19 protein-coding genes are annotated in these 12,271 nt (G+C 63.8%); 10 read left to right on the top strand and 9 right to left on the bottom strand.

From position 1 onward, the window contains the following. The first annotated feature begins 720 nt into the window (after window positions 1–720). On the top strand, window positions 721–1,380 hold the full coding sequence (locus WC739_RS13190) for a GcrA family cell cycle regulator (RefSeq protein WP_372953474.1): 660 nt from the start codon (window positions 721–723) through the stop codon (window positions 1,378–1,380). A gap of 121 nt (window positions 1,381–1,501) precedes the next feature. Here the strand turns inward: WC739_RS13190 and WC739_RS13185 are convergent, their stop codons facing one another. Continuing rightward, window positions 1,502–1,819 carry a DUF982 domain-containing protein gene (locus tag WC739_RS13185; protein WP_372953473.1) on the bottom strand — a complete coding sequence of 106 codons (318 nt, stop codon included), beginning with the start codon at window positions 1,817–1,819 and terminating at the stop codon, window positions 1,502–1,504. A gap of 102 nt (window positions 1,820–1,921) precedes the next feature. Then, complete coding sequence (locus WC739_RS13180; protein WP_372953472.1) at window positions 1,922–2,203, bottom strand: DUF982 domain-containing protein; 282 nt, start codon at window positions 2,201–2,203, stop codon at window positions 1,922–1,924. Between the two features lie 89 nt (window positions 2,204–2,292). On the opposite strand from WC739_RS13180, the gene WC739_RS13175 reads away from it, so the two are divergent. The 3 genes from WC739_RS13175 to WC739_RS13165 all read left to right on the top strand — a co-directional run bounded on the left by WC739_RS13175 (window position 2,293) and on the right by WC739_RS13165 (window position 3,984). Then, window positions 2,293–2,934 carry a YdaU family protein gene (locus tag WC739_RS13175; protein WP_372953471.1) on the top strand — a complete coding sequence of 214 codons (642 nt, stop codon included), beginning with the start codon at window positions 2,293–2,295 and terminating at the stop codon, window positions 2,932–2,934. Beyond that, a complete protein-coding gene (locus tag WC739_RS13170) occupies window positions 2,900–3,232 on the top strand; it encodes a hypothetical protein (RefSeq protein WP_372953470.1) in 333 nt (110 codons plus the stop codon). The genes WC739_RS13175 and WC739_RS13170 overlap by 35 nt, the downstream gene beginning before the upstream one ends. Before the next feature lie 158 nt (window positions 3,233–3,390). Then, on the top strand, window positions 3,391–3,984 hold the full coding sequence (locus WC739_RS13165) for a DUF6456 domain-containing protein (RefSeq protein ID WP_372953469.1): 594 nt from the start codon (window positions 3,391–3,393) through the stop codon (window positions 3,982–3,984). 896 nt (window positions 3,985–4,880) lie between these two features. Here WC739_RS13165 and WC739_RS13160 read toward each other — a convergent pair. Further along, window positions 4,881–5,177 (bottom strand): hypothetical protein, encoded by a 297-nt coding sequence (locus tag WC739_RS13160; RefSeq protein ID WP_372953468.1) that lies wholly within the window; start codon window positions 5,175–5,177, stop codon window positions 4,881–4,883. Between the two features lie 442 nt (window positions 5,178–5,619). On the opposite strand from WC739_RS13160, the gene WC739_RS13155 reads away from it, so the two are divergent. After that, the gene (locus tag WC739_RS13155) at window positions 5,620–5,874 is read left to right on the top strand and encodes a hypothetical protein (protein ID WP_372953467.1); all 255 of its coding nucleotides are present in this window, start codon (window positions 5,620–5,622) and stop codon (window positions 5,872–5,874) included. Between the two features lie 60 nt (window positions 5,875–5,934). Here WC739_RS13155 and WC739_RS13150 read toward each other — a convergent pair whose 3' ends face one another. Beyond that, on the bottom strand, window positions 5,935–6,705 hold the full coding sequence (locus WC739_RS13150) for a Crp/Fnr family transcriptional regulator (RefSeq protein WP_372953466.1): 771 nt from the start codon (window positions 6,703–6,705) through the stop codon (window positions 5,935–5,937). A 489-nt stretch (window positions 6,706–7,194) separates the two neighbouring features. On the opposite strand from WC739_RS13150, the gene WC739_RS13145 reads away from it, so the two are divergent. Next, window positions 7,195–7,401: a hypothetical protein gene (locus WC739_RS13145; RefSeq protein WP_372953465.1), complete on the top strand. Its 207-nt coding sequence runs from the start codon at window positions 7,195–7,197 to the stop codon at window positions 7,399–7,401. Between the two features lie 37 nt (window positions 7,402–7,438). Here WC739_RS13145 and WC739_RS13140 read toward each other — a convergent pair whose 3' ends face one another. Beyond that, entirely contained in the window at window positions 7,439–7,783 is a 345-nt protein-coding gene (locus WC739_RS13140) for a low affinity iron permease family protein (protein ID WP_372953464.1), read from the bottom strand. 181 nt (window positions 7,784–7,964) lie between these two features. On the opposite strand from WC739_RS13140, the gene WC739_RS13135 reads away from it, so the two are divergent. After that, entirely contained in the window at window positions 7,965–8,168 is a 204-nt protein-coding gene (locus WC739_RS13135) for a hypothetical protein (RefSeq protein ID WP_372953463.1), read from the top strand. Here WC739_RS13135 and WC739_RS13130 read toward each other — a convergent pair. After that, window positions 8,161–8,373 carry a hypothetical protein gene (locus WC739_RS13130; protein WP_372953462.1) on the bottom strand — a complete coding sequence of 71 codons (213 nt, stop codon included), beginning with the start codon at window positions 8,371–8,373 and terminating at the stop codon, window positions 8,161–8,163. The genes WC739_RS13135 and WC739_RS13130 overlap by 8 nt on opposite strands. 215 nt (window positions 8,374–8,588) lie before the next feature. Here WC739_RS13130 and WC739_RS13125 point away from each other — a divergent pair, with 215 nt between their 5' ends. Continuing rightward, entirely contained in the window at window positions 8,589–8,777 is a 189-nt protein-coding gene (locus WC739_RS13125) for a hypothetical protein (RefSeq protein ID WP_372953461.1), read from the top strand. A gap of 186 nt (window positions 8,778–8,963) precedes the next feature. Here the strand turns inward: WC739_RS13125 and WC739_RS13120 are convergent, their stop codons facing one another. Beyond that, window positions 8,964–9,572, bottom strand: a complete 609-nt coding sequence (locus WC739_RS13120) for a TetR/AcrR family transcriptional regulator (RefSeq protein ID WP_372953460.1) — start codon at window positions 9,570–9,572, stop codon at window positions 8,964–8,966. A gap of 49 nt (window positions 9,573–9,621) precedes the next feature. On the opposite strand from WC739_RS13120, the gene WC739_RS13115 reads away from it, so the two are divergent. After that, window positions 9,622–10,470, top strand: a complete 849-nt coding sequence (locus WC739_RS13115; RefSeq protein ID WP_372953459.1) for an oxidoreductase — start codon at window positions 9,622–9,624, stop codon at window positions 10,468–10,470. 60 nt (window positions 10,471–10,530) lie between these two features. Here WC739_RS13115 and WC739_RS13110 read toward each other — a convergent pair whose 3' ends face one another. Continuing rightward, entirely contained in the window at window positions 10,531–10,938 is a 408-nt protein-coding gene (locus WC739_RS13110) for a hypothetical protein (RefSeq protein WP_372953458.1), read from the bottom strand. A 149-nt stretch (window positions 10,939–11,087) separates the two neighbouring features. After that, on the bottom strand, window positions 11,088–11,336 hold the full coding sequence (locus WC739_RS13105; RefSeq protein ID WP_372953457.1) for a hypothetical protein: 249 nt from the start codon (window positions 11,334–11,336) through the stop codon (window positions 11,088–11,090). Between the two features lie 269 nt (window positions 11,337–11,605). Here WC739_RS13105 and WC739_RS13100 point away from each other — a divergent pair, with 269 nt between their 5' ends. Further along, the gene (locus WC739_RS13100; protein ID WP_372953456.1) at window positions 11,606–11,899 is read left to right on the top strand and encodes a hypothetical protein; all 294 of its coding nucleotides are present in this window, start codon (window positions 11,606–11,608) and stop codon (window positions 11,897–11,899) included. Window positions 11,900–12,271: the final 372 nt, after the last annotated feature.

Raw genomic sequence — 12,271 nt, 5'->3', positions numbered from 1 at the left:
GTGTCGTTGTGCTCGGCAATGTGGCGCATGACCAGGCCGCGCTGCTTGCGCGCCTGGCGGATCGCCGCACCGACCTTGATCGACAGTTCCGTTCTTGCCATGGCGCCCATGTGAGCGATGAAAGCGGCTCTCGTCTATGAAAGAATGGCTTGCATCATTATTTGAGTTATGCTTATATCCAGACATGCAGAACGTGTCCACACCCAATGGCGCCTTAGCGCCGGCCTTGCATGAGGCCCACGAGGCGGCCTTGACCGCCACCCATTCCCTTCCGTCCCGGCCGTCCTCCTCCCCGGCCGGGGCGAAGCCCGAGGCCTCGTGCTGCCATGCATCGGCCTTGGGTCCGGTCCGCGCTTCGGCTGCGACCGGAACGGCCGGAGCCGCTGCTCCCCTCGGCTCCGGCCCCCCTTTCCACCGGCCTCCCTTGTTCGCGGCCGGACTGCCGGAGCGCTCGTGCGTCGGCACCCAGGACGGCACCGTCATCCTGCTCGACCGGATGACGGGCAGGGTGGTTTCCGCCCGCGACAGAGGCGCTTCTTTCGCGCGGCGCTGAACCGCCGGGTCGGCGCGAGCAGCCCGACCGAGGCTGAAGGACCGGCCCCCGCCGGTCTCGAAACAGACAGCACCGTAGGCGGCCCGGTGGGCCGAACACCGACGCTTTGCCGACGGCGCGCGACCTCTCGCGCGGGCCGAATGCGCAACCATGGAAGGAGGCCGCAGATGCCAGGCTATACCGACGTCGAATTGCAGGAGATCGCCCGCTGGCTGAAGGAGGGGCTGTCCGCCTCGAGGATCGCGGCGAAGGTCAGCGCGCTGCGCGGCGGTCCGGTCTCGCGCAATGCCATCATCGGCATCGTCCACCGCAACGCCATGCTGGGCGCGATCGGCTTTGCCAATGGCCGCGCCGTGCCCGCCGTCGCCATGCGCGCGGCAAGCGAAAGGGCGGCGCGAAAGCCGGCCAGCGGCCAGGTCGAAGGCAAGTCAGCTGAAGGCAGGACCGACGCCGCAAACTGCGCCCGTCCATGCAAGGTCGCCTGCGGGCAGGAGCCAACGCCGGCCCGGATGCCGCCGCGCCGGTTCGTGCGCGAAGCGGGCGTGCTGATCGCCGACGGGCAAGCCTATCGCCTGGAGGTGCCGGAGCCACGGCGCGAGCCCATCGGCCGTCAGCCGCAGGGCGTGGCGATGCGCTTCATCGACTGCCTGTTCGGCCGCTGCCGCGCGCCGCTCGACCTGACGCTGGAAGGCGACGCGGAGAACGACGCTCCGGCCCCGGGCGCCGACATGCTGTGCTGCGGGATGCGCACGAGGGCGCTGAAAAGCTACTGCGCCTACCACCAGGCCCGCTTCCAGCGCCGCGTGTTCGAGGCAAAGCCGGGCTGACTCCTCACCCGAACCTTACGGCGCGAAGGCGCCGCGAGAGGACGGGCGTCACCGTCACAGCACGCAAGAGGGGCCGGGAGGATCCGACATGAACCAAACAGGAAACCGGAACGCCGCCACTTTATTTCGGCACATGACGGCCAGGGTCGGGCATGCGGCTTTGCACAGCCCCTGCCTCAGGCATCATCGCCGCGCCGCCTTCCGTCACCAGAATGCCGGTGACGCGGGCGAAGCCGGTGAAGGCCTTCATGGCGTCGGATTCGGAAACCTGCGCGGTGATCGCCGCGCTGCAGGCATTGAGCGCGCTGCGATACACGTGGCCGCGCCGCTCGACCGGCCAGCGCTGCAGGAAATCGGCGGCATCGTTGACGCTGTCGATCTCCTCGACCTGTCCATCGAATTTTACCTTGACCGGCATTCCGATCTTCATCGTACCCATGGCCTTCACCTCCGCTGCCACCTCGCGGGCAGCTGTCGTTCCAACGCTAAACGCGCCATCCCGGCCGGTGGTTGCAGCCTTGTTTCAGCCGGCTTGCCACCGTCAGGGGCTGGCGACCGCGTCCAGCCATTCATGGGCGCGGCTTTTCGGCCTGGCGAGCAGGATGTTCTGTTGCCCGGCAGCCTTTTTCAGCGCGTCGAAGGCGATGCGCTGGCTGCAGGTGCCGTCCACCGCGAGCGACACCAGCCGGGCCGCCTCGACATAGTCGGGCGCGGTCTTGTCGGGCCATTGATGGCCAAGCGCCTTTGCGGCCTCGGCCACCGAACTGACCAGCATGGTCCGGTTGTCGCAAAATCGCAGCGTAATCGGCATGAAGGCTGTCATCGGCAAATCTCTCCCTGTCACGGACGCGTCAAAACGTCGAAATCCGGCGCTGGTTCCATTCAAAACGGTTGGCGCAGGGGCAGCGCGCGATGAGCGAGCGGCCCTTCATGCAGCTCTATGTTTCCGATTTCATCGGCGACACGCTGCAGCTCTCCACCGAGCAGATCGGCGCCTACATGCTGCTGCTGATGGCCATGTGGAACGCCGGCGGGCGGCTGCCCGACGACGACGCCAGGCTGGCGCGCGTGGCACGTCTGTCGCTGAAGAAGTGGCGCGCAATCAGCGACGACCTCATGCCCTTCTTCGAGCGCGAGGAGGGCGAGATCGGCCACAAGCGGCTGACCCGGGAGTTGCGCAAGGCCAGCGGCAAAAGCGAAGCCAGGGCGGCCGCCGGCGCACGCGGCGGGGCGGCCACGGCCTTGAAAACAAAGGCGCGTGCGGCGGCAAATGCCGGTGTTTTGCCGCGGCATTTTCCAGACTCCAGAAACCAGAATGAAAAAGCTTCCGCTTTGTCCCGGGAAAAGCCCGACGGCTTGTCCGGGGAAAATGTGCGGGGTTCATCGCAGCGCGGTCCGAAACGGCCATCCGGCTGGCACAGGCCGAAAACCCATACCGACGCCGCCAACACCATCATCGAGGAGATCGCCAATCATGACCGCAGCCGAATTGCAGCAGGCGACGAAGGCGCTGGCGGCGATGTTCTCATGCTTCCCGCAATCGGCGCTGACTGACGTCGAGATGCAGATGCGCGGCTATCTCGGCGCCGTCAGGGATGCCGAGCTCGGCGACCTGCAGGCGGCCATCCAGCGCTTCGTGCGCGGCGAGGTGAAGGCCGGCAACGCCCAGTTCTGCCCGTCCAGCGCCCAGCTCTGCATCGAGGTGCGCGAGCGGCGGGTGATGCGCGAACTGATCGCGCGCCGGGCGGCCTCACAAGTCCTGGGTTCCTCGCCCCCACACAGTGGGGGAGAGGTGGCCCGGCGTAGCCGGGACGGAGAGGGGGACACCCTGCGTGACGTCATAGCCGGCTGAAGGCGATCCATCCCTCGTTTCGCCATCTCATCGACCGCGGCGCTGCCCCCGCTCCGTCTCGGGCTTCGCCCGAGCCACCTCTCCCCCGCTTTGCGGGGGCGAGGAACCCAGGTCCTGCAAGGCCACACACTCAATCCCCCAACCCGAAGGAGCGACCCATGCCCAGGAAAGCCAAAGCCGCCAAACCGCAAGCCCCCAAATTGCCCAAGGGCGAGGCCGAGCAGGTGCGCATCCGTCGCGAGATCGGCCATGATTTCGCGCTGAAGGACGACGCGTTCGGCCGCAAGCGGCTGGCCGCCGGCACGCTGGAGGCGCGGCGGGTCTACGAGGTGTCGAATGACGGCTTTACCTCGACCGGCGGCATCGTGCGGGTGCGCAATGTCGACCCGCTGCTCGGCATCACCTCGCTGAGCGGCCAGCAGCGCGAGGCGGGGCTGCGCTACCGCCTTGATTTCCAGCGCAGCCACCAGGCCGGCGTCAAGCCGATGCGCTGGACCGAACGCGTCGACGGCGGCCGCCAGGGCGGCGGCATCGCCGACAGCGTGCTCGACGCCGGCCGCGCCCACGCCGCCGCCACCAGGGCGCTCGGCCACTGGGAGGTGGTGGCCGTGGTGCGCCACGTCTGCTGCGCGGGGGACTCGGTCAAGGGTGTCTCGGAAAAGTCCGGCGAGGGCCGGGACGTGGTGACGAAACTGCTGAAGGTCGGGCTGGACCTGCTGGCGGTGCACTATGGGATGATGATGGCGCGGTGAGGGGTCGACTGCTCGACTGATGTCGGTTCGACCCGAAACCAAGCGGGTACCTGTGTCCGGTGATCGCGTTGAGTTGAGCGGGCAACACCATGGCGTAACCGAGGCGGCAGCCTCCGCGTCCTAGCCCTCGTGATTCCACAGTCGGTTCCGGACCCGGCCTTGACAAACCGGGTGCCGACTGTGACTCGTGGCGCGCAGTTGATTGATGAGGATAGTCATGAAGAAGACCTACCAGAAGCCGACACTCGACAAGCGCCAGAAGCTGTCCATCGTGACGGCGGCGGTGCCGCTTTCGCAGCAGTCATAGAATAGAGTTCTCCGTCGTGCTTGCCGCCGTCCGTCGTGACGGCGGGTTTGCCCGTCTGGGAACTGTGTCTGCCGGTATCGATGCGGTTTCCTGTTCGGATTGACAGGATATTGCTGGCGGTGCCATGTGGATTGCCAATCAGGGCTTGGGGACATCAGATGAAAAAGACCTACGAAAAGCCGGTTCTCGAAAAGCGGCAGAAGCTTTCCAACATCGTCGCGATCCCGGCCTCAAAGGCGTCGTAAGTCGATCGGCGATCCCGGATGTTGCCAAGGCCGTTGCTGATAGCAGCGGATTAGCGGGCATTGAGTATTATGCATCGGACGGGCGGCCTGGCAGTCTGGCCGTCCTCTCATTATCGCGACGCCTCAGGTGGACTAGCAGGCATCGGGTCAATTGCCGCGACGGCTGAAAGCCCAGCGTACTTGCTCTCGCTAATACTGCGAACCTTCGATTTCGCATATTCTGCAAAGCGGCAACGCTAACGCTTTTCCACCAAAGCAAGAACCCTGTTCCACCAAAGCAAGAACCCCGGCACAAGGCCGGGGCTCCGCTGACCCCATGGGACATGAATCCCTGGGAATAGACGTCACGGGCAGTTCTTGGCGTCCTGCTTGGTCGTCGCCGGATCGGTCGTGGTGGTCGTGCCGTTGGCGCCCGTCTTGCACTTGTCCGCAGCGCCCGATTGGTCGGTCTGCGTCCCCGTCGCGGTGCCACCGGAGGCGTTGCTGCCGCTGTTGGTGTCGCCGGCAGCCGCGCCGCCATTGGTCGTGCCACCCTGGGCGCCGCTGTCGGTGCCGCCGCCATTGCCTGTGCCGGAGCTCTGCGCCATGGCGCCGCCCGCGAGGCCGAGGGTCAAGATTGCCGCTGCAAGAATTCTCACCATGTCGCTTCTCCTTTTGCCGCTTGATTGCGAACCGATGGAGCAACTTTGGATTTGCGCAGTGGTTCCCAGAAATTTTACGCTCCGATGATGGAACGCTGTGGCGAAGGCGAAGTTGGCGTTTGCCGTATAACCCGAGAGATTATGATCTCTTTTGGGATTGGTTTGTCGTTGCTTCGCAAACGATGGTTTTCCGCCTGAAAGATCTCAATCCGCGTTCGGTTCGTGTTCGGCCACCACGGTTCTCTTTGCTGGCTTAGTTTCTTATACGGTCAGTCGGGAAAACCTGGCGAGAACGATGTTCGGGTATTGTGAGCGCCGCCGGGGACGGGTGTCGAAATTGTACGTTTTCGACAATCCGGCTAGGCAAGCCTGGCAAATGCGCGTATTTCGGGTCGAAGAGCGAGCCGCGTAGGCCTCTCGACATCATGCGATGGAGGGTGGTTTGGAACAGACCGATCTGCTCGAGCTTCTGGACGACATACACGCTCAACTGAGCAAGATCCGCCAGGCGGTTGCGGACAGCGACCATGCCGGAGCCATGTTCACCATAGACTGCCTTGTGGGCGCGGCGGCGGAACAGACGCGATGCAAGCTGGCCAGCCTGGAGCATGCCGGGATGCCGGTCGGTCGGACCCCGGCAGAGCCTGGGCCGCCGGCCGAGCAGGTGGCGAAAGCGGCGGCGCGCGCGAGGCGCTAGCGGTGACCTTGTCGCGGAGGAGGTCCTGGCGGGCGACCTCTGAAGAGGGGCGCCGCCGGATTACCGGGCGGTCACAACGGCAGGATGGACAACGCGGTGTGAGGCGTCATTCGGCCCGGGTTCGCCGATCAGCCTGGCATATTCGGCTTCCGGTTCGCCATAGCTGCCATTGGCCAGTTCGACCAGGCCGGCGCGGTTGCGAATGACGATCTCGCCGCGCCGCGCGCGGATGAGCGATCGGCCTTCAAGCAACTGCAGGCCGACGGTGACGCCCGGCCGCCGCACGCCGAGCATGATGGCCAGGAATTCATGCGTTATGGTCAGCCGCTCACCGGGCACGCGGTCGTCGCACATGAGCAGCCAGCGCGCCAGCCGCTCCTCGAGCTTCAGGCGGGCATTGACCAGGGCGGTGCAGCCCGTCTGGGTTTGCAGGCTGTTGACGAAGCGCAGCAGGAACGGCCGCAAGCTTGAACTGGCCGCCAGCGCGGTATTGAAAGGGCCGGATTCGACGCGGATGGCCCTGCCGGCAAGCTGCACATAACAGGCATGCACCGAGCGGTCGTCGCCCATCACCAGCGCGGACCCGGTCATGCCCTCGAAGCCGATGAATCCGATCTCGGCCTCCTGGCTGCTCGCGGTTCTCGCGACAACGGAGGCGATACCCTGCTCGACGAAATAAACCGCTTCGATCGGAACACCGGGTGTCACCAGCATCATGCGCAGCGGCAGGTCGCAATGCTGCATGAACGGTGCGAGCAAGGCGAGATCGTCGGCGGCCATGCGCCTCAGCAACTCGTTTCGGTATGGATGGGTTTGTTGGGGATCAGACATGGCGCGGCCCAAGTGAGGGCAAGAGCCATTCGGTCTCCCAGCCGTCCGCGCCCGTAACAACGTGCCGACGATCGGCCGTATATGGAGACCCTGACTTAAGAAACCTATGAATGCTTTCAGGAATTCGTTGCACGGCGTCCCCCAACCCGTTCGCATACGGAAAGATCGGACCGAACGTTAGTGTTGAAATCGTACCAAAGGATACTTGGTACAAAACCGACATATGCACCACGAGTGCTGGATCCCAGGGATGCGCGGAGAAATCCGCCGGCTAACGATAGAACCGCTCTGTTCGCACTTGGCCGGCCGTCCGTTTCACGGCGTGCCTGCAGAATCGTTGAACGTTACGACCATTGAGGTATTCACGTTCCCGTGATTTGCCTGGCTATTTCTGTACGAAAGCGTACATTTTTCCCGTCGTCCGCCTTGCATGGCACACGGACGCTTGGAAGCCAACTCAGGTGCTCCCGCCGCAATGCGGAGGCTGAAATGGCAAGGGACCATACAGGCGATTGGATAGCAGCCCTCGAACTCGAGAGAGTTCGGAGCGCATTCCGAAAATCGGTCGTCGAACAACGTATCGTCGAACGGGAGTTTCGTCAGCGCGAACGCATGTTGGCGCGTGAGCCCGAACCGGATGAAATCGATCCCGACGCCACGAACTGGGTCGTGATCGACTGGATCGTGCCCAAATAGCCTGCCGTTCGCGGACGAGAACGGCCGGTCCGTGCTCCTATTCCCGACCCGCGAGGGCTTGCGCCGCTTCTTCCTCCAACTCGACCAGCTTTTCCTTGATCTCCTTGGGATCGGCATGCTCCAGCCCGACGACGTCGTTGCGGGTCTGGTTGAGCCCGACGATGATCTCATCGAGCTTGGCATGGATCGCGGCCGTGTCCCGGTATCCCTGGATCAGCACGACGCCGGTGATGATGATGGCGGCGACGGACAGGGCGTAGGTCACCGCGTTGGTCATGCCGAACGGCACCAGGGCGGTGCAGACCACCATGGCCAGAACCATGACGTAGAAGCCCGGCGGGCGGGACAGGAAATCAGCGGCAACGAAAAGAACCTTGTTCATTGCGGCAACTTTCCTCCGGGGTGTCGTGGGGCATCGAGATCGGTCGAGACGCCATTCGGCGTCGCCTTAGAATTGCGATGCGGGGAAATTGGTTCCGGGCGCGCCAACAAATTCGCGAAAGCGCGCTCCTGCTCAGGAACCGGGACGGTCTCGCGAAGTTTGCACAGGAAAGGAGAACGCCATGCCACGCTTTCAGATCGACGAAATGGACGGTGACGGTCTTTCGGCGTCGCATGTCGCAAGCGGCGACACCGCCCTCGAAGCCTTGCAGAAGATCACCGGCAAGGAGGTTTCGACCCGGGCCTTGCAGAACCACTGGTTCAGGGTGGTCGATGAAAAGGAAGGCAGCGTTTTCGAGTACAGCCTCGCCGACAACCTCATTTGACGTCCATGGGCTTTCGCGCTGCTTTGCGGCCACCGGACTTGAGCGCCGACATGCCGGACTTGGCCGTCACGGCCGGTTGAGACAGCCTCTGCTCCCTGAGACGCGCCGTCTTGGCTTCGCGTGCCTCCCGCTCCAGGGCGATGATCGTTTGCGACTCGCGGGTCGCGCGTTCGATTCGTTGCTTGTCCTGAGGCACTCGGGTCATGGATGTCTCCTGTCCTGCGATGGCATTCAGAATGCCAGCAAGGCGGGAATGTTCCTTCCGGTCGCGGCTCTGTACGAAAACAACATCATCGGGGTGAGCGCTCTTTTGTTATAGAGGGCGACCGAAAAGCCTCTAACAGTGCGCACGCCACCAGCAACGCCTCGGGCGCTGGTGCTTGAGAGCGTCAGCGCTCCCGCCCCGTCGGGAGACATGCGATGCTAGACCACACCCATAGGCTGTCCGCCTTCGATTCCCATGTGCTGCGGGACGCCTTCAAGGCGTCCGTCGCCGAGTTGGGGTTGCCTGAAACGCGTTGGGCTGAGCACGCCGCCGCCATGCTGCGCGATCTCACGGACCATGCGCCGCTTGAATCCGGCATCATCGAATGGATCATCCGCAAGTGAAGGCCCCCCTGGAAGTGAAGGCCCCCCTCGGCGCCAACGGGGCAAACGACAATGGCAGACCTGAGGACGATCTGGTGTTGGTGACCTTGGGCATCCACCGGACGCTGAGCGGGCTTGCGGCTCCTGTGGACTTGCTGGCCGCCGTGCTGCCTCCCGATGCCCCGGGCGCTACGATCGAAGGTCGCCCTATACCCGCTGTTCCGTAAAGCCAAGCAACAGGGTTTTGGCGAGCGCTCGCGCATTCGGTGCGAGCGCTTCATCGGGCAGTTCCCCCGCGGTCCAGAACGACAGCACGCCGCGAAAGGCGAAGGCCAATTGTCCCGGCAAGCAATCGAGGGCCTGGGCTCGCCGGGCCGCGATCAACCCGTCTCCCGCGCCCAGCGCAAGCGTCCAGAGCGCCGTCGAGCGCGCCCAGACCTGTCCGGGCGACGAACTGGCCGTGCCGAGCCAGCCCATCACCGCGCGGTTGATTTCGGGCTCCTCCAGCATCACGGCAGCCGCCGTATCGATCGCCAGCAGCACGCGCTCGGCGGTGTCCGTCAGCGGCAGCGCGGCGGCAAAGCGGGTCTCCATCGCATCGATCCGGCGCGTGGAGAGGGTCTGCATGATCGCTGCCTTGCTGCCGAACTGGTTGAACGGGGTCGCAAAGCTGACCCCGGCCTCGGCGGCGAGGTCGCGCATCGAGAAATCCGCCTTGCCGTGGCGAAGCAGCCGTTCCGCCGCATCGATCACGCGCTGACGAAGCGGCTCGCCTCTGACGCCGGGGGACGAAGATTCCATCTTGCTGTTTTTCATGCTGGTATCTATATCATGATATAATCAATTTGCCAGTTTGGAGTCAGCCATGGCGATCGCCGTTTCGAAGACTTTTCTCATCACCGGTGTCAGTTCCGGGTTCGGCCAGGCGTTCGCCGAAGGCGCGCTGTCGGCTGGCCATCGTGTGATCGGCACCGTGCGGCGGGCTGCCGACGCCGAAGCTTTTGCCGCACTCGCGCCCGACCGCGCCTACCCATTGGTGCTCGACGTCACCGATTTCGCCGCCATCCCGGCGGCTGTGGCGGATGCCGAGCGGCAAGTGGGCGATATCGACGTGCTGGTGAACAATGCCGGGTACGGTCATGAGGGCGTGTTGGAGGAATCCTCCATGGATGATCTCCAACGTCAGTTCGCGGCCAATGTGTTCGGTCCCGTCGCGATGGTGAAGGCGGTGCTGCCCGGGATGCGCCAAAGGCGGCGCGGCCACATTATCAATGTCACCTCCATGGGCGGTTTCATCACCATGCCGGGAATCTCATTCTACTGCGGCAGCAAGTTCGCCCTGGAAGGTATCTCCGAAGCGCTTGGCAAGGAAGTGGCGGGTTTCGGCATTCGGGTGACGGCGCTCGCCCCGGGCCAGTTCCGCACCGATTGGGCCGGACGGTCCATGGACCGCACGCCTCGCACCATTGCCGATTATGACGCGGTCATGGACCCGATCCGCTCCGCCAGGCAGGCCAAGAGCGGCAACCAGCCTGGCGACCCGGCAAAGGCCGCGCAGGCGCTGCTCGCGCTGGTGGAGTCGCAGACCCCGCCGGTGAGGCTGTTCCTGGGGGATGACGCGCTGGGGCTGGTCGAACAGAAGCTCGGCGCAATGAAGGCCGAACTCGACGCCTGGGATGCGCTTTCGCGCTCGACCAGCTTCGCGTCCGAGTGAGCGTCTGTCCAACCGGATTGCCAGCGTGCCCCCGGCGGTAGCGACATGCAGAGAACGTGGCTAGAAGCGCTGCTTGCCCGGATCTTTTCTCTGGAGAGGGCGCGGCGAGGAATGAGCGGAATGCCCGGCACCATCGGCCTGGCTGGAACGCGATGGTCCGTCGCCAATCGCCTGGGCGGAGGAGGGGTCCCTTGTCGCCGACTTGTCCTCGACCGCCCACAAAGCGGCCTGGCTCGAAGAGGAGGAGGGCAGGCCGACCTCACCCAGCCATTCGTCATAGCTGGAGTTCAGCGATGCAAGCAGATCCTCGGGCTTGTCCATGCCGCTCTGGAACAGTTCCATGACACGGCGACCAAGGCGTTGCCTCGCCGGATGGCCGGCTACAATGCCGCCCTGGACGCAATACTCGTCGAGCACCTTGGCCAGAACCGAAAGCTGATCTGAATCGGCTGAACCGTTGAAGACCACCGCTTTGCTCCCTCCGTACGGGGCGAAAGCACGATCTGCTCTTCCAAGCGCTGGCGCCCATGCAACGGCCAGCGACATTTCAAACTGTACGCTTCCGACAGTCGGTTAGCGAGTCATTCCGGCCTGGAAGCGCGCCGCGCGAGCGGCTCTTATCGGCGCGGCGTTTCCGCGGGGCGAGCCTTGTGGTCGTCGCCGTTCAAAAGTCCGAAGTCGGAGGACCGCGTGCCGCTCCTGGCCTGCAGAAAGCCTTCCGCCGCGAGTCCACGGCGAAGCAGTTCCCGCACCGCGGCGGCGCGACTGGGCATGCGCTTGTCAAAGCGCCATGTGTCCAGGGCAGCGAATTCGTCCTCGTTCAGCATGACCTGCAGCCGTTCGGGACGCTCAAGATTGTCGGTCATCGCTTGGCTCCATCTGGCGATAAACGCCTGCGAGCGGAATGAGTAAGAAACGTATGCTGCTCACAATTGGCCAATGGCCGGTTTTGTTCCGATGCAGTCAAACACATTTGTTGCACCAGCTACTCACAGTGCCTCTGTTCAGCGCTTGGCTAAAAATACTAACTAATTGATTTTATTGAGTAATTTTTGGGAATTGTCTTGCTTTAACGAAGCCCTTGGCGCATGGTGGAAATGAGGGAAAAACCCCGTCCACAGGACAGGAGTTGACCATGAAAAACTACCCGATCGAGCTGCGTGACGATCTGAATCACACGCTGGTCAAGGCAATCCACGACTACGGGATCATCAATGTCCCGGTTCTGGCGGCGCAGATTACGGCGCGTCACGACGATCTGTGTACCGCCGATGCCGAGCGCCTGATCCTGGGCTTCGCCGAGCTTTACAACGCGCCCCTCGAGTTTGACAGGTCGGCCTGTGACTGGCGCACAAGGGCACCGGTTGGTCGAGACAATAAAGGCCTGCTTCTGGAGATCGTTCGGAGCGAGTTCGGCCGGGCCGCCTGACCGCCAATCGTACGTTTCCGACATTCCGCTGACCTCGCTGTCCGTGACTGCCGACAATTGCGGCGAGGTCGTTCGAAGGGCGGGGCCGCCGTCTTGTTACTTCCGGATGATGCGCAGGATGATTTCCGGGTCGACGGCGGTCGAGCCTGTCAGATCCCTGATCATTTCCTCGGCCTGGACTATCCACCTGGCTTCAGGCAGCAAACCTTCGGCGATCAGACTCTTGAAGGCGGTGCGCAGGATGTCGAGATCCAGGGGGAAACCGCACCGTCGACGTGGTCGTTCATCGTAAGGCTCCCGCGCGGGGCGGGAGTACGATGTACACTCTCAAGCGCCAGTGCCCGTTCAGTACCCAGCGACGAGCGTTTGTAC

The organism is Mesorhizobium sp. (assembly GCF_041661565.1).
Lineage (GTDB): Bacteria > Pseudomonadota > Alphaproteobacteria > Rhizobiales > Rhizobiaceae > Mesorhizobium.
The sequence above is the reverse complement of the archived record's forward strand: the minus strand, read 5'-3'. Positions and strand labels throughout refer to the sequence as shown.